Here is a 22,954-nt window from a genome sequence, read left to right as displayed (position 1 = left end):
GGGTATCTTTTCAAAATATTATATCCTTTATAGCTTTGTTAATTTTTGATTCCTTCTCTGCAAAAGCAGCTTCTAGAGAGGTTTTAAGTTTTTCCCATTCCTCTTGACCATTTAGAATTAAAGATTTATATTCATTTTCAATTTTTTCCAATGCTCTTTGACATGAGGAATCTAACTCCTCATACAAATCAGTATTTACTGATTGCAGTATTACCAAAAACGAAAACAAATTTGGAGCAGGTAATTCTTCTCTTGTGTAATTCAGAAGACACAGCTTTATTTTTTTTACGCAGTATTCTATTGTTTTTAACGATAGTAAAAGGCTTTCTGCATAAAATATAAAACTATCTACAATCAAATTTTTTGACTTTTTCGGTAATTTAATATTTTCAAATAGTTCTTTTGTAAATTTTTCTATCGGTTGCTTCGGTAAATGTAAAGAGAGATCAGTAAAAGATTTTAGGTCAAAATTTGGTCCAAGTATCGTGCTAATGGCTTTATGCACATTGCTCTTATCTTTACTTACAGAAATAATGAAAACCAGCCCCTCCACATCAAGCATATACTTTATAGATTCCAAAAAATCGACAACGAATTTAGGGCGGCACACATCAAGATTATCCACCATTATATAAATGTTTTTGTCTTTTCTAATTCTATTAACTACTTTTGCCAATTGTGTTTTAAAATCCTTAATGTTTTCTTCTCTTCTTTGAAGAGTATTCAACTCTCTCAGTACAGAACCAATATCTTTCCTATCAGCCTCTTTTGTAGCGTCAAGCAATACGGAAAGCATAGCAAGTGGAGATTTACTGATCAGCTTTCCTAGTGTGTTTAGAGAAAATAGTTCTTGGTTTATGTTCTTGAACTGTTGTATAACGCTTCTTTTTACTTCATACGATGCAAATAAATCTTCAAATAGAAAATTTAAAAAAGAAGGAAGTGGTTGATCCAGTGCATTGATATCCCATGCGTTATAGTAAGCTGCAATTTCATTTTGCTGTTTTAACTCTTTTACCCACTCTTTCAGAAAAAACGTCTTACCCCATCCGTCATATCCTTCTAAAGATATTATTGTAAAAAACTGATCAATCGTTTTAATTATAGTGTTGAATTTGCCTGAAAATTGCTTATAGTTTAGACGGTCATTTTCCCAAGCCGCCACTTGAAGTGGTGGCGCTGTTTCTTTCTTCTTGAACGTTATTAACGATGCAAGTTTTTTTAAGCACATACCTTATTTTATATTTAACTCATATTCTTGTCTTGAAGTGAGGGCTGCTTTTAACGTTCCTTCATCTAGATAGTCAATTTCTCCGCCCATTGGTATGCCGCAAGCAAGACGTGATATTTTCACATCCAAATTTTTTAGCAATTCAATTATATATTGTGCAGTAACTTGACCCTCTAATGTCGGATTAATTGCAATAATTATCTCTTCAACTTTAGATTTTGTCACTCTTTCCAGAATAGTATCAAGATTAAGTTCTTTTGGACCTATGCCGTTTATTGCAGACAATCTGCCCCCCAAAACATGGTATAAACCTGAATATATATTTCCTTTTTCAAACGCCCATAGATCACCCAATTCTTCTACTACACACAGTAACTTAGTGTCACGTTTTGGGTTAGTACAAATAGAACAAGGTGATTTAGTATCTAGATTTCCGCAAATCTCACATTCTACTATAAGATCTGCTAGCTCTTTAATCAAAGATACAAGTGGTAGCATAACTTTCTCTTTGTTTTGGAGTAAATGTATAACCAACCTGCGTGATGATGATGGTCCTAAACTTGGCAATTTAGAAAAAGCATGAACTAGATTCTTTATGTTAATGTTCATTCAATAAATTCAGAATAGTTCATCAAATGGTAACATCAAACCCTTTGTAAAGAAAGTGGTAAGTTTCTCTTGATCCCACTTTGATTAGCTATAGAAAAAATTTTTTACTCTAATGCAAAAAATTACTTCCGCACACTTAAAGCCTGATTATAATAGACTTCTTGCATAACCCAAACTAAGTAGAAAAAAGGTATAGCTGACCCAAGCGAGACGTCATACCGCCGCAGTATCTCTAGATCCCGCTAACAAGTAGCGGGATGACTACCCCTACAACAACATTGCAAGTATTGATTTTTCTCCCCATGAGAAGAGTCTGGAAGCTCTTTCACTCTAAACACGATGTTCACATCCTCAAAATTAATCTCAATTCGCTTAACTAACGTTCTAATAATATCACGTTTAGTTAGCCAGTCTGCATTATCAAGACTTGAGTTAATACTAGAGGAAAATCCCTCTAAATTTGTTACTACTAGAGTGAACTCTTGTGTGAGTTTTTTCTGATCAAATGTTTTTTTCTTTTGTTCTTCAACCATTTTTAAGTTTTGTTTCATTGCTTTAATTCTTGGCTCAAATTCTTCTTGATCAATATATTCTTGAGCATCACTATCAATTAACCTTGCAATACCACGTTTTAATTTATCTTCTTGTGCTTCAAGCAAAGCGCTTTTTTGATCTAGTGGTAAGTTCTGAAAGTCTTCGTTTATACTCCTCTAATATTCTATTCGGATTTTTTAATAGATGCTTTACTTCTTCCCACACAGCTATGTCTAATGTATCTGTACGAATTAATTTGTTGTTACACATTTTATTACCACCAAAACGGCGTGCCAATACAACGATAATACACCTGATTATTAGTTTTTTTCCCTCCTTATTCCTTGCAGTGCTAGTACCATAATATGCATAATTACAAAGCTTACATACTACTAAACCTTGCAATAAATATCTTGCTCCTCTTTGTCTTGTTCTTGCTATTTTTCTATTCTCTGCTAATTGTTCTTGAACTATATCAAATAAATCTTCGTTTACTATACTAGGTACTTTAATATAAATCCAATCCTCTTTTGGAACAGGATAAGTAGAATAATTATCTTTTGGTTGCTCGCAGGAGTTTTTTTTGGTCTTATATGTTTTAATTTTACGCCTAACCTTGTTTTACCAAAAGCTGCTTGTCCTCTATAAGCAGAGTTTTTTAACATACTCAAAACTACAGCCCTATCCCAATATTCTTTTCCTGTTCGCGTCATAACGGACATAGCACTTAGCCCACGACATACTTCTCCTATACTCGCTCTTTCTCTTCCTACCCAAAAAAATACTTTACGCACAACTTCAGCTTCTTCTTCATAAATTTCAAATAAGGCTTGTCCTGTCTCTGTATTTTTATTTATATAATGATAGCCATAAGGAGCAGCTCTCATTACACTTATATAACCCTTATTGGCTGCATAAATCTTTCCTCGGCAGCTTCCTTCCATGATTTTTGCACGTTCATATTCTGCTATCATACCTTGCATTTGTAATAGTAATTGAGATTCTGGATTATCGCTAATTAAAAAAAATGACTTCTACTCCTAGTTTCTTGAACTCTTCAAGTAATACCATCTGATATGCATACTTGCGAGATAAACGATCAGGAGAATGAATATAAACCTTATCAATGCTACCTTCTGCTATTTTATCACGTAATTTTTCTAAACCAGGACGGATTATATTAGAACCATTATCAATAAATTTATATTCATTTAATAATTTATGTCCGTCCATACTAATTTGATTCTCTATAGCAGCAATTTGACTTGCTATTGTACCTTCTTGTGCTTGTCTCCCTGAAGAAACTCTTGCATATAATCTAACTGTTACCATTTAACCCTCCTCAAATCTACTTTCTTACATTCAGAGTTTTCTTCCTTTTTGCTCACTTTTATTGGTTTACTTAACACTAATTTTTCATATGCATCTAATAGATACAACTCTGCTAATCTATTCACTTCATAACTACAACGAATACAAACTATTAATTTCTTGTTGCCCATTAGCTCTCCCATTTATTATTCATCGAGACATATGGTTATTTGATCACTAGCTCTATAAATAAATTCAACTCTCTGTTCTTTTTGTAGAAGCTTTCGGGAAATAGTTTTCTCAAGTTTCAGATTTCTTCCAATATTGTTGGCGGAGTCCCTACGTCATACCGCCGCGGTATCTCTTAGCCGCTAACAAGTAGCGGGATGACGATTCTTCAAATCGTCAAGGTGTCATCCCAGTGCCCTGACTACTTGGATCCAGAAAACTTAACTTTAAATAAGTGGCTGCATAATAAAGACTAGATTCCAGCGTCACGCGCTGGAATGACACCATTTTCGGTCTCTTAAGTTGCTTTAGCTACAAACATTAAGAAATTTACCAAATAAAAAAAAAGGCAAAGAACTCCCGTGGTGCGAGTTTTGACTCTATATTACTGTAAGTGGCGCTGTAATAATGTGCTAACGCTTAAAATAAGCGCGATTTGGCTGAATGTAGAAAAAATAAAAAAGACATGCAGCCGCTATAATTTTATGTAATCCGCCAATAAATACCCTGAGTTTTTTACTGAATTTTGTCATTGAGCCTGCAGGTCAAAAACAAGTTTTGAGTCATAAATACCCTTATTATCATAATAAGGGGACTGGCGAAACTTGTAAAGTAATTTTTTGCAATATCAGGGGATAATTTCGACCATAAACCCCTACCAATAAATTTTAACAAAAATACTTTAGTGCATTTTCAAATATAAGCATTCCATCACCATATTTTGGCACAGCAATACCTAAACGCTTGCTCTTTTCTTTTTCAAGAGGCCAATTATCTTGCTGAGTAAAAAATATTCCCCTCTCTGGATGGGGCATTAAAGCTAGCACTCTTCCACTTTTATCTGATAAAGCTGCTAGGTCGTATGTAGATCCGTTCGGATTGTAAGGAAATTGTAGGTTAGCATAGTTGCCATTTTCATCAATGTAACGTAATGCGGTGGAATTGCTCTCAATCAATTGGTTCAAAATATCTTGATCCATAAAAAATTTGCCTTCCCCATGAGCAATAGGGAGATATAGTTCACTCAGGCCCCGTAGCCAAACAGAATTACTCTGCGGATTAACTCCCACTCTAATCCAACGGCATTGATAATTGCCTATATCATTATGGATTAAAGCTAGACTAGAGAACTCTGGAATTAATTTTACTAATATCTGACAACCATTACATATTCCTATAATCAGCTTGTCCTGAGATAAAAACTCTTGAAACTCATCCAACAAGTTGTTTTTAATACGTAAAGCAAACGCATTACCAGCACCAGTGTTATCACCATAGGAAAAACCTCCTGGAATTGCAAGTATATTGCTTAATTTCAGTTCACTTGGATTATCTATGATATCATTAATGTGAACGATTTTTACTTCAATATTACTAATACCAAGTTTTCTGCTGCATTCCATAAATGCAAATGCGGTTTCTTTTTCGCAATTTAAGCCATAACCAGATAGGACTGTGATTTTCATGAATTGCTAAAAATTAAAAAATTCGAATTTCTTTTTTACAAAATTTGCTACTAAATTTAACGCAAATAACACCAATAATAAAGCTATAATTGCAATAGCAGCAAGTTCAATAAATGCAATTTCAGGACTACTTGACCATATGTATATTTGCACAGGCAGAACAGTCGCCGGATCGAAAAAGGACGTAGGTGTATCAGCAATAAATGCCACCATACCTATCATAAGTAAAGGGGAAGATTCACCTAAAATCCTTGCAATTGCAAGCACAGTACCATGTATTATTCTTGGTAACGCAATCGGTAAAGAGTGATCTAATATCACCTTGATGTGAGGCGCACCGAGCGCAAACGCTGCATCTTTTATCGTAATAGGAACATTCGCAAAGGCATTTTTTGTTGCAATTATAATATTAGGTAACATCATAAATGAAAGAGTCATTCCACCAACAAGTGGTGAAGAGCGCGGTAGCCCAAATATGCCAAGATAGAGAGTTAAGCCCACTACACCAAATATTATTGAAGGCACTGCAGCAAGATTATTCATGCTAATTTCTACAATATTAGTCATTAGCCTATTTTTAGGCATAAATTCGTAAAGACAGATGCCCGACATAATTCCTATTGGTAATGCTAATGCTAGGCACACTATAATTGTCATTAATGAACCGATAAATGCCCCTAAAATCCCTGCATTCTCAGGTTCACGAGAGTCAGATTTAAGGAATAAAGACTTATTAAAAAATTTTTTCACTCTCCTCTTTTCTTTTAGCCAATCAAGTAATTTAGCATAACGATCATTCAAATGTTTATCTTTATTTATTGAATTAATTATACTTGACGCGGTAAACCAGATCTCATATTCACCACTATCTTTTACTTTCTTACGAAAAAATTTCTCTAGTTCTTTGTAAGAATTACGACTTAAAATTTCGTCACTGTCTTTAAAATCAGTTCCTTTAAACACCTTACGTAAAGAATCGTTGAGTAAGCCAATGGACTTATACCGCAAATCACTAGGATTATTTGTTAAAGTAAGATCAGCACTTATTTCAATTGGCAATAAAATTTTCGTTACTGTTAAGGCACTGTAAGAGTTAACTAATATACTCAACAATATACACACAGGACAGCCAAGTGAGATAACTAGTGCCGTGAAAGAGCAAAAGCGTAACGCTCTGTTCTTTTTATTTTTCCTTTTTATACGAGCATGTACACGCCTTGACTGAAGTAATTTAAGGAATTTTTTCTTTATACTCATTTATTTTCCCTGGATCCTATCGTCAAGCCCACAGCTGTACAAACGTCCAGTTTAATAAACGTTGATGTCATTCCAGTGCTTGACACTGGAATCCAGTTATAAAAATATTTACAAATCAGGCAATTGGTAACAGACTCCATGCTAAAAATAACATCCATGATATAGAATAAGGTAGATCCCAGTATCAGCTACTTGGATGACACTGGGGAAGTGCTGGGATGACACAATTGACATCACTCCCTATTGTATCTACTTAGATTTCTTTTTAACATAAGTAGTACGCTCTTTGATCCTTGCAGCTTTTCCAAATAGTTTGCATAGATAATACAGTTTTGCTCTACGAACCTTTCCTTTTCTTGTCACTTGCACTGAAACCAGTGCAGGAGAATAAACAAAAAATTGAGACACTATACTTTCTCCATGGCTCACTTTTCTGACTGCAAAAGAAGAATGCAACCCGCGGTTCCTTTTTGATATACATACACCTCCAAATATCTGTATACGTTCACTTGCACCGTCAACTACTTTAAAAGTGACCTTCAAATCATCACCAGGACGAAATTCTGGTATTTCTTTAGCTAACACTTGCATTTGCTGTTCGTTAAATTTTTTAAGTAAATTTGTCATTTATCTCTCCATTCAATAATTCAGGCCTACGCTTTTTTGTTATAACATGAGACTGCTTCTGCCTCCAATCACTTATTTTTTTGTGATTGCCAGATAACAAAACCTCAGGTACTTTATATCCCTTCCACTGCTCAGGTCTAGTATATTGAGGATATTCAAGCATACCACCATCATAACTAAAACTTTCTTCAATAATACTATCGGAATTATTTACTACACCTGGAAGAAGTCTAATGCATGCATCGAGAACCACCATCGCAGCTGGCTCACCTCCTGAAAGTATATAATCTCCGATACTTAATTCATAAGGAGTATACGCATCAATTATCCTTTGGTCAATACCTTCAAATCGACCACACAATATTGTTATATGAGGAAACTCTAATAATTCTCTGGCAATATTCTGATTAAACTTAGTTCCAGATGGAGTCATGTAAATAAACTTAGTGTTTTTATGAACAGAGAGCATACTATCTACTGCATCACCAACTACATCAGAACGCATAACCATTCCTGCTCCACCTCCATATGGAACATCATCCACAGTTGAATGTTTATCTTTCGCAAAAGAACGAATATTTATTACTTCAAGGTTCCATATTTTTTTTTCTAACGCTTTTCCGGCAAGAGAATAGTTCAAAAACCCGGGGAACATTTCTGGAAATATGGTTAATATTGTAACATTGAATGCCATTAAGGTTTATTTTAAGTTATTTGGAGCTATACTCTAAGAACAGTAAATTGATATAATATATAGTTAAATTAAGCATGTCACTGAATAAAACAATATACGAAGGTAAAGCGAAAGCCATTATTGAAACTGAAGACTCATCAACTGTTATACAGCACTTTAAAGATGATGTTACAGCATTCAATAAGAAAAAATATGAAATTATTGAGGGCAAAGGAATAATTAATAATCATGTTAGTGCTTTTATCATGGAAAAGCTTGAAGAAGCAGGAACTAGCACGCACTTTATAAAAACTCTAAACGAAAGAGAACAGCTAGTCAAAAAGCTCAAGATAATACCTCTTGAGGTGGTAGTTAGAAATGTTGCAGCTGGCAGCTTTTGCAAACGTTTTAATATCAAAGAAGGTGAGGCACTTACATCTCCTATAATCGAGTTTTTTTACAAAAATGATGACCTAGCCGACCCAATGGTGAATGAAAATCACATACTGTATTTTGATTGGCTATCTAGCAAAGAAATGGATGAAGTTAAAACTACAACTTTAAAAATCAACGAAATCTTAGTCCACCTATTTTCAAATGCAAGTATATATTTAGTTGATCTCAAGTTAGAATTTGGCAGATTAATAAATGACAGTACTAAAATCATTTTAGCCGATGAAATCAGCCCTGATAACTGCAGGTTATGGGATAAAAATACTTATAAAAAGCTAGATAAAGACGTCTTTCGTTTGAATTTAGGAGATTTAAAGGAAGCGTACCTAGAAGTTGCAAAAAGACTGTCAGTAAAGTTAGACTAACTAAATACTACTCTATCAAGTGGAGGGTTACATGCCTCATCAAGTTTTCCAATAATTTCAATTTTTTCTCCACGTTTTTGGAAATGATTTTTCACGTTTTGCATATTCTCAGGACTTACGATCAATACCATGCCAATACCACAATTAAATGTTTTTAGCATTTCTTTCTTCTCTATTTTACCCTCCTTTGTTAGCCATAAAAATATATCTGGCCATTTCCAGGAATTAATGTCTATGTTTGCAAATAAGTTTTTTGGAAGAATCCGCGGAATATTATCTATCAAGCCACCACCTGTTATATGTGCAATGCCTTTTACCTTTGGCATAATAGGCAACAAAGAATCAACATATATTTTTGTTGGTTCGAGCAACACTTCTTTCCAAAGCTGATTATTCCATGGAGATGAGTCGTTATAATTTATACCTAAGCCTTTGAAAATATGGCGCACCAAAGAAAACCCATTTGAGTGAATTCCACTTGACTCTAAGCCAACTATATAATCACCTACTTTCATCATGCTACAGTTTGGAAGAATTTGCTTTCGATCAACTACACCAACCACAAACCCTGCAAGGTCATAGTGATTATTATCATACATTCCAGGCATTTCTGCAGTTTCCCCACCAACCAATGCTATTTTAGCTTGCTTGCACCCCTTTGCAATGCCTTGGACCACAGATAATAAAACGTCCTTGCTCAAAACACCTGTTGCAAAGTAATCAAGGAAAAATAAAGGCGTTGCTCCTTGTGCAAGTAAGTCATTTACACACATTGCAACTAAATCTATACCTATAGTATCATGCCTATTCACTTCTTGAGCTATCAATAGTTTCGTACCTACTCCATCAGTTGAGGAAACAAGTACTGGATGGTCATATTTCTTACTTAGTGCAGCAAAATCAAACAACGCAGAAAATGAACCTATTTCGCTGATTACTTCTTCTCTAGTAGTTTCTTGAGCAATAGGCTTGACTTCTTTTATTAACTTATTATATAGTTCAAGATCTATTCCTGATCTGATATAAGTATTCATAATCCTTCTATAAATTTTAAAATTGTTAATACTATATTAATGCCTTGATATAAAAAGTGCAACGAAACTTTCTCTTAATTGACTATTATATGTTTACCAATATAGGGTAACTTAAATCATTTATAATTATCCAATGAACAAAAACATCAAAAACATACTGTTAATAACGGAGCTGCTATCAGGACGGCTGCTTCATGACTTTGCTAACTCTATGAATGGAATAATGTTTGGCTTAGAAGAGCTTGAAGTAATAGATAAGAACGATGCTGATGCGCAGAAGGAAGCGTTGTCGTTTCTTAAAGAAAGCTCCGATGATTTAATATATAAACATAAAGTTATGAAGCAGGCATATTCTTCTTCAGCAGATAATTACAGCTTTGATCAGACCAAATCTAATATCGAAAATTATTTATTAAAAAAAAAGTAAAGCTTACGTGGAAAATAGACGCATACTCTGCAAAAAATAAGGAAGATTTAATTGAAAAGATAAATAAGATAATTTCTAATATGGTGCTAACTATAGCCAGCGCAGTGGCGGAAGTTGAACTAGTGTCTGTTTTACTGAGTCAAACAGAAGATAAAATGCTATTAACTATAAAAATTCTAAATGAACACAAACCAATAAGCAAATCATTAGTAGACAAATTAATCAAAAAAAATGACACTAATTTAAATACAAAAGATATTAATATCTATATGACCTCTTTATTATTAGAGTACTATAAAACTGAAATGCATTGTACTTGCGAAAATAATTTGCTGGAGATAGGTTTAACTATACCTTGAGTTGCATATTTGGTTATTACAACTTTTTCTTCGTTTCAAGGCAAGACATTCCTCGACAAGGGGTACCAAATCTAATTTTTGTAATCACTTAAGTCTAGTACTATTTTATTAATGTAGCGCTCATTTGCATCTTTGATGATAAACTTCATACCATTTTTATATTTAATGACTTCATCTACAGAAGGCACTTTACCAGCAATCGAAAGAATCAAACCACCAAGTGTAACATAGTCTTCTTCAGGGTCACGTAATTCTATTTTTAGATCCTCTTCTATATCCTTTATAAGAACCCTTGCTGACACTTCAAACTTATTTTGAGACAATTCAGTAATGGTATATTCTGAATTTATTTCGTTCTCACTATCAATGTTTGGTATTAGCTCCTCTATAAGATCGGTCATTGAAATTAAACCATCAGTTCCACCATATTCATCCAATACAATAGCTAAGTATGACTTAGAAGATTTCATCCTAACAAAAAGATTAGTTGTCTTCATCGAGGGCGGAACAAATATTACGCTTTGTATAATATTTCTCAGATTAAAATTTTTATCCCTATTAAAAATAACATCTTTTACATAAAAAAAGCCTATTACGTTATCAAAGTTATTTCTATAAATTGGTATTTTAGTGTGGCAAGTGTTTTTTATCTTCTTTATTATTTCACGCTCGCTTGACTCAATGTCTACTGCGCATATCTCTGTACGTGGAGTCATTATATCCATTATACCACAATCGCGGAATTTTAATAGACCATTAAATATATTAAGGTCTGGCAGATCTTTCATTAATGCTTCAGTCGCACGCTTTTTCAACACAGAAGCTTTTTTGAAAAGGAAGAGAAAAATTCTATATGCTATTTTTTCTACTAAGGTTCCTTTTTTACTCAATTTATTCCCTGTAATGGCAAAAACGTTTTCAGATCAGATTTATCAAGAAAACTGTTATTAAATGTTTAATAAGCATGTGAATAATGTCAAATTAATTTGTGAATTATTTGTTGATATAAAATACCAACAATTGATCAACGGTTTTTTCAACGACATATACATAGTTATGTAACAATGCATGATGGTAAAATGTTTTCCATAAAAGAAAATTACTAACACTCTGAACATCTTACTTATACACATAAATCATAACAGAAAATCAATAGCATATAGAAGTTGTTAACATATTTATCCACAAATTAAACAACGCCAATTTTTACTGAATTTTAAGTTAGTAACAAGTTGTTGATAGAACTATTATTACTACTATACTTTAGTATACAGAAAAATAGATAAAATAGATTGGAAAGCAGCAAAACAACAATAGTAGAAGTTATCAAACAAAATGAGCCAGGTGAAAGAGTGCCTATTTGGCTAATGCGTCAGGCTGGCAGGTCTCTTCCTGAGTACCGCAAAGCAGTGGAAAATATGAATAATTTTATGGAGATATGCTACAACACAGATTTAGTGACAGAATTGACGTTACAGCCAGTGACAAGATTTGACGTGGATGCGGCGATAATTTTTTCAGACATTTTAATAATAGCTGATGTTTTGGGTTGTGACGTGAATTTCCTGCGCAATGTGGGCCCGAGAATAAAACCTATAAAGAATCCTAAAGAATTGAAAAGTCCACAAGACATTGAAGCTAAAATTTTACCAATTCTAAACGCTATAAAGAAAGTCAGAAGTCAGCTATCAAAAAAAAAGTCTCTTATAGGATTTGCTGGTGGCCCATGGACAGTAGCTTCATATATCATAGAAGGTGGAAGCAGCAAAACTTTTTCCAAAGTATTAAATTTTTACCCTTCGTATTTGAAGGAAATAATTGAACGAATAACGGAAGCAACGATTATTTATCTAATTAAACAGATAGAATTTGGAGCAGATGTTATTCAGCTATTTGACAGTAATGCTGGTGCATTATCGGAACCATTGTTTAAAGAATATGTTATCGAACCAACAAAGAGAATTACCTTGGCAATAAAGGATAGATTTTCTGATTTTCCAATAATAGGATTTCCAAGGTCTGCTGGAAATCTTTATAAGGATTACTGCGAACAAACAGGTGTATCTGCAGTAAGTATAGATTATAATGTCCCAATAGAATGGGCGAAAGCGAATCTAAAAATCCCTCTACAAGGAAATCTTGATCCTAATCTTTTAGCCTATAATAAAACGGAAGCAATAAAAGAAGCAAAACGTATAATAGATTGCTTTAGAGATTCACCCTTCATATTTAATCTCGGACATGGAGTACTCCCTGATACTCCAGTTGAAAATATCACTGCGTTGGTGAATTTGGTAAAGAGCTACTAATACAATACACAAAATTCCTAGCTTTTTTGCTGTACAGGGTTTATCATTTGAATTTAGCTTCAGTAAGATATGTCAGACCTTGCAAAAAGAATGTCCCTAATAAAACCATCACCTACGATTGCTGTAACTGATAAGGCAAATAAGTTGAAAAATAAAGGAAAAAAGATCTGTGTTTTAGCTGCAGGAGAACCGGATTTTGATACTCCAGATCATATAAAAAAAGCAGCTATTCAAGCAATAAGTGAAGGTAAAACTAAGTATACTGCTGTTGATGGAACGCGTGAGCTGAAAGAAGCAATAATTAATAAGTTAAGAAGGGATAATAACCTCGAGTACACGTTTAACCAAATCTGTGTTGGTACTGGCGCTAAGCAGGTGTTATTCAATTTGTTTATGGCAACAATTAACTCTGGAGATGAAGTTATTATTCCAGCTCCTTATTGGGTTTCATATGTTGATATGGTAAATCTTTTTGGGGGCTTACCAGTTGTAGTGGAATGCAAACAAAATTTTAAACTGACAGCGGAATTATTGAAAAGCAGGATAACTAAAAAAACTAAATGGTTAATTCTTAACTCACCGAACAATCCTGCAGGAGTTGTGTACACATATGATGAATTGAAAGACATAGCACAAATATTGCTTGAATATCCACATGTGAATGTCGTTACAGATGATATTTATGAGCATATAATATACGACGAAAAGTTTTTTACTATCACTCAGGTTGAGCCAAAGCTTTACAACAGAGTTTTTGTAGTCAATGGAGTGTCAAAAGCCTATGCAATGACAGGCTGGAGAATAGGGTATATTGCAGGTAGAAGTGATGTAGTAAAAGCTATCTCTACGCTGCAGTCTCAGAGCACTTCTAACCCAAATTCGATAGCACAAGCAGCAGCAGCAGCAGCATTAAACGGTGACCATAGTTTTTTGAAAGAAAGAACAAGGATTTTTAAGAGTCGTAGAGATTTTATGGTGAAAAAGCTAAATTCTGCTCCGGGATTATCAGCATCCATTCCGCAAGGCGCATTTTATTTATTTGTCTCGTGTGAAGGATTGCTCAGTAAGAGTACAAAAAGTGGTAAAGTAATAAATAATGATCTTGATTTCACTGAATACCTGCTAGAGGATCATTTAGTTGCTGTGGTTCCAGGAATTGCGTTTGGTCTAGAAAATTTTATCAGAATTTCTTATGCAACCTCTCAGGAACAATTAGAAATTGGATGTGATAGTATTACTAAAGCGTGCCAGGAGTTAAAATGAAATAGACTATCCATAAATTACCCATTTCACCGCGTCAAAAATATTCACTAAGGGAGTGTTAAATAAACTGTGTCAAACCGCATTTTTAGTTCAACTCAATTTTCAATCTGCCAGGAAAGAAAACATCAAGTTGAGAGATAGTTAATGCCCAATCATGTACAGGCATCGTCCACTTTTCCTCTGCCTTCTTTATAGCACAATATACCTGCTTATACAAGGCATTTATGCTGGTAAATGAGCCTTTGGTCTTAGTGAATTTCCTAATTTGCCTATGTAGCCCCTCTATGGGATTGGTGGTGTAGATTATCCTCCTAACTGGACCAGAATACTTAAAATAACCAGACAAGTTTTCCCAATTATTCTGCCAAGATTTTATAACCATAGGGTACTTTGTGCCCCATTTTTCATCCAATTCCAACAGATAATTCTCGGCAATTTCCTTGCTTGAAGCTTGATATACCTTCTTTAAATCGCTCAAAAAACTCTTCGCATCTTTACTGGCCACATACTTCAGTGAGTTGCGTATCTGATGCACTATACACATCTGCACTTCCGCATTAGGAAAGACACTGTTTATAGCTGCAGGAAAGCTTTTCAGCCCATCAACGCAGGCAATAAGGATATCTTCTACTCCTCTTTCTTTGAGGTCATTTAGCACTCCCAACCAGAAGTTAGCTCCTTCACTTTCAGCCAAATAAAAACCTAATACTTCTTTTTTGCCATTTTGATCTATGCCTAATATGTTATACATGCATTTACTTACGCAATGCCCGTCCTCTTTGACTTTAAAAAACCATGAAAACTATCGGATATACAGACTGCAGCGGGCGACTACGCCATTCGTTGATTACTGGTAGCAATTTGTCAGTAATACTTGATATCTCTGCCACCGATATTTTGTGATCATAAATTTCCTCAACATGTGACACTATATCTCTATAGCCCATACCACTGGCAAATGTGCTCAAAATCTTCGTTTCAAGCTCTGGATGTAAGTTTGTTTGCCTTTTTTTGACTATTTGTGGTTCGAAACTTCCTTCCCTATCTCTTGGCGTCAAAAGCTCAAATGACCCTGCGCTTGTACGTAAAGTCTTTGCATTCCTCCCATTTCTTCGATTATTCTCTTCGCTTTCAGCCGACAAGTGGTTTTCTATTTCACCTTCCAGGCTTACCTCCAGCAACTTTTTTATAAACGGTGTTAATGCTCCATCTCTTCCTGTCAACGGTCTTCCTTCTCGTATAGACGACAGGATATTTGTTTCTAATTCTTTATAATCTACCAAACCGGTAGTTCTGTTTACTACTTTCTGACTCATTGTCAAACCTCCATTTTTTTATATCAATTTATTACTTTTTTTTCGGTTTGACACAGTTTATTTAACACTCCCTTTACCTCTTAATAAATGGTACTTCTGTGTCCTATTTCTGTGATGATTACTGTGTTCTCTAATTTATCTACTTTATAAATAATCCGATAATCGCCTACTCTTAATCTTTTACTTCCTACTAATCTACCACTTAATGGTTTACCAAGATTAATTGGATCAATTGTAAGCCGCTCGTCTATAGCTCTTCTAATTCTTGATCTTATTGTTGGTGGTAAAGTAAGGAAATCTCTCTCAAGAACCTTTTCTGAATAGATAATATTGTATTTCACTCATCTTTAATTGTCTTTGCAGATAATATTTTATCCCAATCGACATCCTCACTTCTGACCGTCTTTGCATCTGGCACATCACGTTCTTTTATAATTTCAGCCATCTCTTTCTCTGCTTCAAATTCTTCTTTCACAAGACACACTAAAACTTCTGGTATAGTTTTATTCCATGCTTTTGCGACCTCTGTAAGATACTGAGCAAATTCCCCCTCGAAACTTACATTAATATTGAGCTTTTTTTGACTTTGAGCCATATGATTAACCAGAAAACATCAACTATAGACTATAACATTTTTACACAATTTTGTCAATCCCCTTACTCGTTGAAATAACAATCTTTCTCTTTGGCTTCACACCTGCAACTTTTAACTCTGCTTTGATTCGTTGTCTTAAATCCAATAGATCTTTTATCTGAACTTCCCCATACCTAACCACATGATCGCCGTACGCAATTGATACTACTCTCTCTCCGCTCTGTAGCTTCTTTATCGCTTCTTCTACTTGAGTTAAATATTCTTGGTTGTACATCAACTTTTCTCACTCAACCATTGACTTCTTCTCACTCTCTTTGACTTTTTAGCTTTTTCACCTGCTAAACTTTCCCATTTACTCTCTGGCCAACGATCAATCCCCAGGGCAATAGACGCTGCTCTTGCGTAAATTCGGCAATCTAGTACTTCATTTCGGTCTCTTATCTTTTGCCACTCTTGTTTGGTATATCCTTTTACTACCTTGGTAATTAGTTGCTCTGCGGTTAGCTGCTTAAAATATTCAGGTGGATATTCGGGAAAATGACAATACCCCGGCGCCCCTTCTGTTAAAACATTAAGTAGCTGAAAAAGCTCGGACTTTAATATCGATACTCCAACTGGCCACAGCTTCATTCCTCTCTTTAGCTTTTGTCCGCTAACTGTTACATCTACTCTACTTGGGCTGCTAAGTGGCACTAGCGCTTTGTTTGCACCTTTCACTGCCATTACCCTCCCAGAGCCCTGGTGACCTCTTACCCAGTTGTATACTTCTTGTGTTGCATATCCAGCATCTACCGCCATCATACTTATCATGTATTCAAGCCCATTTTCACCGATAAAATGATGATTGAGTAGCTCCGAAAGTTTTCCCCATACTTCTTCTCCTCCCGGATCTCCCTCAAATACCTGGTAGTCTATTGACCAACTTTCTCGGTTTTTTCCCCATGCTACTACTTCTACTTCTAACCGATCTTTTTGTACATCAACCCCTGCCGTTAACACTATTTTTCCACCTTTTGGCACCGTACCTATCGGAAAATTTTCTCGACGCTCAAATAGTTGCTTCCAGTCTGGTACTTCTCCTTTATCTACCCAGGTTTCTCCGAGTGTTGTATTTATCCAAACTTTCAGTAATTGCTCATTTTCCTTTGCATGCAGATAATCTTCCACTGCTTGTTTCCAACTATACCAGCCTACTGGGCTATACAAGCTTGAAAGGTGGAATCCTATTTTTGCCCCTTCTTTTGCCTCTTTTTTTCCTTCTTTCCCTGTAGCTCTCCATTTTCCACGGGCTAGCATCTCTGTTTTCTGATGATTTTTTATTTCTCCCCTACACTCTATGCAAACGTAGTGGGCTGTTGAGGGATCTTTATCTTTCCACTTTATCTGTGGCCATTTTAACACCTGATAGTAATTACAATGCGGACATGGGAGAAAGAAATATCGTTTGTCTGAACTCTCAAATTCCTTCTCTATTCTGCTGATTCCATGAACCGTTGGTGTTGAAACTAAGAATATTTTTCGCCGCGTAAATGTATTAGTTCGCGCGATACTGAGAAGAACTGGATCTCCTTCTCCTCCTGAATCTCCTGGATATGCATCTACCTCATCTAAAAAAAGATATTTTACCGGCATTGAACGCAGACCTACTGGACTATTGGCACCTGTTACTACTACCGTTCCTCCCGGAAACTCTTTGCTCTGCACAGTATTCCCTGAATCTCTCGACCTTGGATCTTTTATTTTACTCCTTAAACATGGGGTATCTTCAATGAGCGGCGCAAATCTTCCCTTTGACCAACGCTTGCCCATTTCTACTGTTGGCTGTACTACCAGCATTGGCCCTGGCGTCTGATCAATAATATAACCTATCCAGTTATTCCCTGCTTCTGTTCCTCCAATCTGCGCTCCTTTCATGAATACCACCTTTTCAGCCGGTGAAGACGAAGATAGTGAATCCATTATTTCTCTAAGGTACGGCGTTCTCTCTGTTCTCCATTTCCCTGGCTCTGATGATGCTATTGTTGAAAGTTGACGATTCCTATCTGCCCACTCTGATACTTTAAGTAGCGGATCTGGCTTTAACCCTGTATAAAAGCTACTGCTATAGATCATAATGTTATTTGCTGCAATTGTTGCACTTTTAAGGAGAAAAAGAGGTATTTTTTGTCTGCAGTAAGTATCTGCTGACGCTTTACTTAAAATCATTATTGCAACTAATATAGGCTCACTAAGGCGATAAGACGCTTTTTTAGTAATTTATATGTAGTCATTAAAATACACTTTGTGTTAGTTCTTCCAATGCAACTCTGATTTCCTCAGTCAGTGTCTCATGGATCTTCTCTGTGTCGTTCATCGATGCTAGTAATGCTGATACTCTGTCTGGGATATTGAGGAGATTGTTTCTCACTACTCTTGCCACGTTAAATGCTTCAGTCTTTACTTCCTCTACTGAGATAAGTTCACCAATTTCAGCTTTTGCTTTTGCCTCCAGCAGTTTTCCCCGCTCCATCTCGTTTTTTATCCGGGTTTTAAGCAACATCGTGGAAAGTTCATTATTTCCTCTTTTTTCCCCTTCTTCTCCACCTTTTCTCCTCAGTGGTTGACTTGGATCTCTAATTGCTTCTATTGCTCTATTTGCTTGTTCTCGGTCAATCAAACCATCCTCCAGCTCAACTATTCCTTTCTTTACTAAGTAACAGACGTACTGCTTTGAAACTCCCAGTTCTCTTGCCCATTCCGTCTGCGTGATTTTTCCTCTTTCCACCTTTCTTTCCCCTCTTTTTTCCCTTATTTCGTCCCTTACTGTCTTGATTCTTGAATTTGTGCGAAAGTTTTACCAGAACCAAAAAGGGTGGAATCTCTTCCCGTATACACCTGCCAACGCTTTATCGTTACATCTACAAACGTAGGATCTAGCTCTATCGTCCTACAGATTCTTCCTGTCCTCTCACAGGCAATTAATGTACTCCCAGAACCACTAAATGGATCAAGAACTATGTCTCCTGGTCTACTGCTGTTTACTATCGCTCTCTCCATTAACTCCACTGGTTTCATCGTTGGGTGCAGCGAGTTGTACGTTGGCTTATCGTAAAACCATAGGTCACTTTGATTGCGTCCTCCATGCCACTCACGTTTATTGCCGTTTTTCCAACCGTAGAGTATTGCTTCGTATTGTCTTTGGTAATCAGATCTTCCTAGCGTAAAATGATTCTTTGCCCAAATGATGAATGTCGACCATCTTCCACCTGCTTCTTCAAATACTTTTTGCAAGGTCGAAAGCTCAGATGATGATGCACAAATGTAAATTGCCCCTTTGGTGTATGCTAAAACGTGAGTACAAATGTCATACAGAAAAAGTTCGTATTTTTCACCTTGATCATCGTTTAATATCTTCTTGTCTTCTCTCTCTTGACTGTCACCATATGCTACGTTATACGGAGGGTCACACACCGTAATATCTGCCATTTTATCGTCTAATACCGCTTTAAACGATTCAACCAGACAACTATCACCACAGTAGATTCGATGACCACCTAAAATCCACAGATCCCCTGGTTTTGTTATTTCCACTTTTTTGTCATCACCAGCTAAATCAGAAAATTTTTCTCCCTTTTCCCCTTGTTCTTCCCTTCCATCAAGATTATCAAGAAAGCGTTGGACTTTTTCTAGCTCAAATCCGGTCATTTTGAGGTCAAACTGTAAGTCTTCTAATTCTTGAATTTCTACCTTTAAAAGATCATCGTCCCACTTTGCCCAGTTAGCTGATTGATTTGCTAGTAACCGAAAAGCTTTGGTTTGGGCATCACTTAAATTATCACTGAGCACCACTGGAATACTCTCCATACCCAGTTTTCTTGCTGCTTTAAGCCTTAAATGACCATCTACCACAGTGCCATCGCTTTTTGCAACTATCGGAATACGAAAACCAAACTCCCGAATTGAAGCGCACATTCTGTTTACTACATCGTCATTCTTGCGAGGGTTGCGATCATATTCGACAAGATTTTCAATAGGATAGTAGTGTATTGCTAAATTCATATTCTTAATATTTTATTAAATTGCTATATTTAAATTCTTAACAACTAATTAAAAAGTTAATAATCAAAATACGTCTGACGCTAGAGAAGGTTTGGGCTTTTTGCTACCAAGTCAGCCTGGCTGGCGGGAAGGACCCATATTTCACTCTGGTCCTTTGTTATGAAAATCGTTATTTATAGTAGAATTAGTATTAAAACTCATTATGTAAAATATTAATATCACAGCATTCGCTAAAACTCATTATGTAAAACATTAATGCCAAAGCATCTGCTTCATTATCGTCTTGAGGAAAAAAACCTTTGCCTTTCACAGCTTCAATGACTTCACCCTTACTTGCATTGCCTTTGCCTGCTATGAAACGTTTTATCGTCTTCACCGGAACACCTTTGTATGGAATTTTTTCCCTCTCACACCAAGCAGCTAAAACGGCAAAGAAACCACCATAACAATGCGCAGCATCAGTTCCAAGGTGTCTTCTTACTTCTTCAAAATACACCACAGAAATGTCTTTCAAGGAATTAAGCCAATTACTAAAACTTAAGAAGCACATGCCACCTCCGCTGAAACGGCTACCATGAAAATTTTTGCTCCCACTTTGAATTACTCCATCTGTAAGAATAGCCCAGCCAGTTTGTTTGCCGAGGTCGAGTGTTAAAATAGACATCCTAAATTACAAAGACCCCATCTTGATAACGCAAAAAATGACTAAATCCTCCGAACTGTAGAACACGTTCATCACTTGCTTCTTCTGATCTAGATAAGTAAAATGCCCTATTATGCCACATATCTATATTTGTATCGTGTTTACACAGCAAAACAGCACAATTTAACGTTTTTGCTACAGCAACCCTGCATAAACTGCTTAAGGTGAGAGGAATTACTTTCATCTCCTCCAAATAAATCTAAAGCTGTATCTAACACCACAAGTTTTGATTGAAATAATTTAATATCTTCAAATAATTCATGAAAGAAAGGGCTATACCCTTATCGTTAAAAGTCATTAAGAGATTATCTCTTCTCCATCTCTTGCCAGAATCTGTATTTGGCTTTCAAATAAAGTTTCTTCAACTTGGTAAAGACATACACTGACGACGTATTATATCTCGTTTACTGCTCTCACAAAATACACCATATGCTTTAACCTGTTTGACATCCATATTGAGCAATGAGTAGCAACCGATGTCATTAATTGTTGAGCAAGAAGTGATTTACCAACTTCATGTTCACCTTTAAGAAACGATACTTCTCCTAGGGAAAGCCAATCTTGTACTATAAACTCTTTTTCAGGAGGTGAACCAACCCACTTTTACTCTTGAACAATCTATTGCATTTATCATAAAATTACCAAAACATTGACTACGAGCAGCACTAAATATCGTTTGGTTCCTTCAAAATACACTAGCAATTTATAGTTTTTTGCTGACCAACAACGGAAATCCAAGAATCATCCTACAAGGTAATCTGTTTCATTGCCCCTATACTAATGTATTACCGTGTTTCTCATGGTTTTTTATGATGAATTTGAAAAAAAAGTTAAAATAATTTTAAATTGCAAAGTTGATTGTCGGCTACGTAGCTGTGTTTTTACAATTTTTTCAAATTTTTCTTTACAAAGCATAAAAACCGTGGTAAACTTACAGGTAAGTTTATTTTGTAATAGCAAGGCTACTAAAAATACCTTTTATTCGGATTATAAGGGGTATTACAAGCGTTCTTTGATCAGGGGAGGTAATTTCTTTATCCTTGAAGTCACATCTAGCTTTAAAACGTGTTTTTTTGCCCTTTCTAAAAATTGAAAGCTTCTTCTCAAAGCAATTTCAATACAACTGAAGCTTATTGCCTTACGCGCGCGTAACTTGTTTTCAATTTGAGCTATTCATTTAAATTTCAAATTCCTGAGAAACATATTATTAAAAAATTAAATAATATAAAAACAGCATATAAATAGTTAGAGTATGTATCTTAAAAGTACATACTTTATTATTATTTATAATAATAGGGGTTCTTTTCAAAACTGAGGTATGGATAAAGTCAGCCAAATACCAGCCTTTCACAGTAATTGGGTAGTTTTCTTGAGTTGTAATCTTAAATTGTACTAAATTCCTCTAGAGTAGCCGACTTTTTGATTTAGTAAGATTTTATTTTGCAATCTAAACTGGCCTAAACTGCCCAAAACCGGCGTAATCTCGAATCTGATTCCAAACTTTTTTCAACTTTTTTTTCGAATTTTTCATAAAATTGTATGAGAAACACGGTAATACATTAATATAGGGCAGTGAAAAAACCCTATCAACTTCACATTCTTTTCATTTCATTAAAAAATTAAGTTACGCCTGAAGAGAGCTAGAAGTAAGCACTTAATAAATTTCATAGTGAGCAGCTTTAGTAGTGTTTTGCAAATATCTTTATAGGAGTTAATATGTATATTGTGCATGACAAACAAGCTTTATTTGAGAGGTCAGCAGAAGTAAAAGCAGAACTACTTTCAAAAATAGATTTGTGTTTATCCTATTTACTACCAAATGGTACTTTTCACGGTGGTAAATTCTATGTTGGCAACATTAGGGGAGATAGGGAAAAAGTTTAGTAGTAGAAACAAGAGGAGAAAGAGCTGGATTATGGCACGATTTTTCTACAGGTGAAGGCGGAGATATACTTAATCTCTGGTGGGATGTTACTGGTCAGACCAAGTTTCTTGATACCATAGAAGATATAGAAAAATGGCTTGGTCGCTCAACATCTCAACCAAATAAGTTAGAATATTTAAATAAATCAGAAACATATTGGGATTACCGCGATGAAAACAACCAAGTAATAGCGAAAATCTATCGTTACAATGATACTGCAGGAAAAAAACGA

Annotated in this window: 27 protein-coding genes and 2 pseudogenes; 6 read left to right on the top strand and 23 right to left on the bottom strand. The window is 35.4% G+C overall.

All coding sequences use genetic code 11. The annotated features are described in order from the left end of the window. Positions 1–10: 10 nt before the first annotated feature. The 11 genes from NMD99_RS04455 to trmD form a co-directional block, all read right to left on the bottom strand. Entirely contained in the window at positions 11–1,231 is a 1,221-nt protein-coding gene (locus NMD99_RS04455; protein ID WP_253307213.1) for a KAP family P-loop NTPase fold protein, read from the bottom strand. A gap of 3 nt (positions 1,232–1,234) precedes the next feature. After that, positions 1,235–1,834, bottom strand: coding sequence for a recombination mediator RecR (gene recR / locus NMD99_RS04450; RefSeq protein ID WP_253310001.1), 600 nt, complete (start codon positions 1,832–1,834; stop codon positions 1,235–1,237). A 248-nt stretch (positions 1,835–2,082) separates the two neighbouring features. Continuing rightward, positions 2,083–2,499: a hypothetical protein gene (locus tag NMD99_RS04445; protein ID WP_253307214.1), complete on the bottom strand. Its 417-nt coding sequence runs from the start codon at positions 2,497–2,499 to the stop codon at positions 2,083–2,085. Beyond that, positions 2,492–2,779 (bottom strand): recombinase zinc ribbon domain-containing protein, encoded by a 288-nt coding sequence (locus NMD99_RS04440; RefSeq protein WP_253307215.1) that lies wholly within the window; start codon positions 2,777–2,779, stop codon positions 2,492–2,494. The genes NMD99_RS04445 and NMD99_RS04440 overlap by 8 nt, the downstream gene beginning before the upstream one ends. 89 nt (positions 2,780–2,868) lie before the next feature. Continuing rightward, positions 2,869–3,357, bottom strand: a complete 489-nt coding sequence (locus NMD99_RS04435; RefSeq protein ID WP_264328685.1) for a recombinase family protein — start codon at positions 3,355–3,357, stop codon at positions 2,869–2,871. 31 nt (positions 3,358–3,388) lie between these two features. Continuing rightward, positions 3,389–3,706: a recombinase family protein gene (locus NMD99_RS04430; RefSeq protein WP_264687852.1), complete on the bottom strand. Its 318-nt coding sequence runs from the start codon at positions 3,704–3,706 to the stop codon at positions 3,389–3,391. After that, positions 3,700–3,876, bottom strand: a complete 177-nt coding sequence (locus tag NMD99_RS04425; protein ID WP_264687851.1) for a hypothetical protein — start codon at positions 3,874–3,876, stop codon at positions 3,700–3,702. The genes NMD99_RS04430 and NMD99_RS04425 overlap by 7 nt, the downstream gene beginning before the upstream one ends. Before the next feature lie 705 nt (positions 3,877–4,581). Beyond that, positions 4,582–5,379 carry a phosphoribosylformylglycinamidine synthase subunit PurQ gene (locus tag NMD99_RS04420; protein WP_264687850.1) on the bottom strand — a complete coding sequence of 266 codons (798 nt, stop codon included), beginning with the start codon at positions 5,377–5,379 and terminating at the stop codon, positions 4,582–4,584. A gap of 6 nt (positions 5,380–5,385) precedes the next feature. Then, positions 5,386–6,636 (bottom strand): PstA family ABC transporter permease, encoded by a 1,251-nt coding sequence (locus NMD99_RS04415; RefSeq protein ID WP_253307221.1) that lies wholly within the window; start codon positions 6,634–6,636, stop codon positions 5,386–5,388. A 249-nt stretch (positions 6,637–6,885) separates the two neighbouring features. Further along, positions 6,886–7,263, bottom strand: a complete 378-nt coding sequence (gene rplS, locus NMD99_RS04410) for a 50S ribosomal protein L19 (RefSeq protein ID WP_253307222.1) — start codon at positions 7,261–7,263, stop codon at positions 6,886–6,888. Beyond that, the gene (gene trmD / locus NMD99_RS04405) at positions 7,247–7,957 is read right to left on the bottom strand and encodes a tRNA (guanosine(37)-N1)-methyltransferase TrmD (protein ID WP_264328690.1); all 711 of its coding nucleotides are present in this window, start codon (positions 7,955–7,957) and stop codon (positions 7,247–7,249) included. Before trmD ends, rplS begins: the two co-directional genes overlap by 17 nt. A 74-nt stretch (positions 7,958–8,031) precedes the next feature. On the opposite strand from trmD, the gene purC reads away from it, so the two are divergent. After that, entirely contained in the window at positions 8,032–8,754 is a 723-nt protein-coding gene (gene purC, locus NMD99_RS04400; RefSeq protein WP_253307224.1) for a phosphoribosylaminoimidazolesuccinocarboxamide synthase, read from the top strand. On the opposite strand, the gene purM is transcribed toward purC, so the two are convergent. After that, positions 8,751–9,788 carry a phosphoribosylformylglycinamidine cyclo-ligase gene (purM, locus tag NMD99_RS04395; protein WP_253307225.1) on the bottom strand — a complete coding sequence of 346 codons (1,038 nt, stop codon included), beginning with the start codon at positions 9,786–9,788 and terminating at the stop codon, positions 8,751–8,753. The two genes, purC and purM, sit on opposite strands and share 4 nt — an antisense overlap. 133 nt (positions 9,789–9,921) lie before the next feature. On the opposite strand from purM, the gene NMD99_RS04390 reads away from it, so the two are divergent. Together NMD99_RS04390 and NMD99_RS04385 are read left to right on the top strand one after the other, a co-directional pair. Further along, positions 9,922–10,215 carry a hypothetical protein gene (locus tag NMD99_RS04390; RefSeq protein ID WP_253307226.1) on the top strand — a complete coding sequence of 98 codons (294 nt, stop codon included), beginning with the start codon at positions 9,922–9,924 and terminating at the stop codon, positions 10,213–10,215. 80 nt (positions 10,216–10,295) lie between these two features. Continuing rightward, a complete protein-coding gene (locus tag NMD99_RS04385; RefSeq protein ID WP_373457540.1) occupies positions 10,296–10,574 on the top strand; it encodes a hypothetical protein in 279 nt (92 codons plus the stop codon). 71 nt (positions 10,575–10,645) lie between these two features. On the opposite strand, the gene NMD99_RS04380 is transcribed toward NMD99_RS04385, so the two are convergent. Then, positions 10,646–11,464 (bottom strand): transporter associated domain-containing protein, encoded by an 819-nt coding sequence (locus tag NMD99_RS04380; RefSeq protein ID WP_309165617.1) that lies wholly within the window; start codon positions 11,462–11,464, stop codon positions 10,646–10,648. 402 nt (positions 11,465–11,866) lie between these two features. On the opposite strand from NMD99_RS04380, the gene hemE reads away from it, so the two are divergent. Together hemE and NMD99_RS04370 are read left to right on the top strand one after the other, a co-directional pair. Beyond that, a complete protein-coding gene (gene hemE, locus NMD99_RS04375; protein ID WP_264687846.1) occupies positions 11,867–12,883 on the top strand; it encodes a uroporphyrinogen decarboxylase in 1,017 nt (338 codons plus the stop codon). A gap of 69 nt (positions 12,884–12,952) precedes the next feature. Beyond that, on the top strand, positions 12,953–14,146 hold the full coding sequence (locus NMD99_RS04370; RefSeq protein WP_264687845.1) for a pyridoxal phosphate-dependent aminotransferase: 1,194 nt from the start codon (positions 12,953–12,955) through the stop codon (positions 14,144–14,146). Positions 14,147–14,231: 85 nt separating this feature from the next. Here NMD99_RS04370 and NMD99_RS04365 read toward each other — a convergent pair. From NMD99_RS04365 to NMD99_RS07980, 10 genes and pseudogenes are all read right to left on the bottom strand, one after another. Next, a pseudogene (locus NMD99_RS04365) lies at positions 14,232–15,462 on the bottom strand (IS256-like element ISWpi15 family transposase). 80 nt (positions 15,463–15,542) lie between these two features. Then, entirely contained in the window at positions 15,543–15,803 is a 261-nt protein-coding gene (locus NMD99_RS04360; RefSeq protein ID WP_253303276.1) for a type II toxin-antitoxin system RelE family toxin, read from the bottom strand. Continuing rightward, positions 15,800–16,057 (bottom strand): hypothetical protein, encoded by a 258-nt coding sequence (locus tag NMD99_RS04355; protein WP_264688165.1) that lies wholly within the window; start codon positions 16,055–16,057, stop codon positions 15,800–15,802. Before NMD99_RS04355 ends, NMD99_RS04360 begins: the two co-directional genes overlap by 4 nt. 40 nt (positions 16,058–16,097) lie before the next feature. Further along, on the bottom strand, positions 16,098–16,331 hold the full coding sequence (locus tag NMD99_RS04350) for a gpW family protein (protein ID WP_265017265.1): 234 nt from the start codon (positions 16,329–16,331) through the stop codon (positions 16,098–16,100). Next, positions 16,331–18,169: a phage terminase large subunit family protein gene (locus NMD99_RS04345; RefSeq protein WP_309166936.1), complete on the bottom strand. Its 1,839-nt coding sequence runs from the start codon at positions 18,167–18,169 to the stop codon at positions 16,331–16,333. The genes NMD99_RS04350 and NMD99_RS04345 overlap by 1 nt, the downstream gene beginning before the upstream one ends. A gap of 157 nt (positions 18,170–18,326) precedes the next feature. Next, positions 18,327–18,821: a hypothetical protein gene (locus NMD99_RS04340; protein ID WP_309165612.1), complete on the bottom strand. Its 495-nt coding sequence runs from the start codon at positions 18,819–18,821 to the stop codon at positions 18,327–18,329. Positions 18,822–18,856: 35 nt separating this feature from the next. Then, on the bottom strand, positions 18,857–20,095 hold the full coding sequence (locus NMD99_RS04335) for a DNA modification methylase (RefSeq protein ID WP_265016392.1): 1,239 nt from the start codon (positions 20,093–20,095) through the stop codon (positions 18,857–18,859). A 190-nt stretch (positions 20,096–20,285) separates the two neighbouring features. Beyond that, positions 20,286–20,759: a crossover junction endodeoxyribonuclease RuvC gene (locus NMD99_RS04330; RefSeq protein WP_265016391.1), complete on the bottom strand. Its 474-nt coding sequence runs from the start codon at positions 20,757–20,759 to the stop codon at positions 20,286–20,288. A gap of 1 nt (position 20,760) precedes the next feature. Then, entirely contained in the window at positions 20,761–20,982 is a 222-nt protein-coding gene (locus NMD99_RS04325) for a hypothetical protein (RefSeq protein WP_264688197.1), read from the bottom strand. Positions 20,983–21,191: 209 nt separating this feature from the next. After that, positions 21,192–21,377: pseudogene (locus NMD99_RS07980) on the bottom strand (AAA family ATPase); the annotation flags it as partial. Between the two features lie 1,137 nt (positions 21,378–22,514). Between NMD99_RS07980 and NMD99_RS07975 the strand changes: the two are divergent. Then, on the top strand, positions 22,515–22,682 hold the full coding sequence (locus NMD99_RS07975) for a hypothetical protein (RefSeq protein ID WP_373457539.1): 168 nt from the start codon (positions 22,515–22,517) through the stop codon (positions 22,680–22,682). The last annotated feature ends 272 nt before the right edge of the window (positions 22,683–22,954 follow it).

Source organism: Wolbachia endosymbiont of Listronotus oregonensis (assembly GCF_031205055.1).
In the GTDB taxonomy this organism is placed as follows: domain Bacteria; phylum Pseudomonadota; class Alphaproteobacteria; order Rickettsiales; family Anaplasmataceae; genus Wolbachia.
This window is presented reverse-complemented; position numbering and strand designations above follow the sequence as displayed.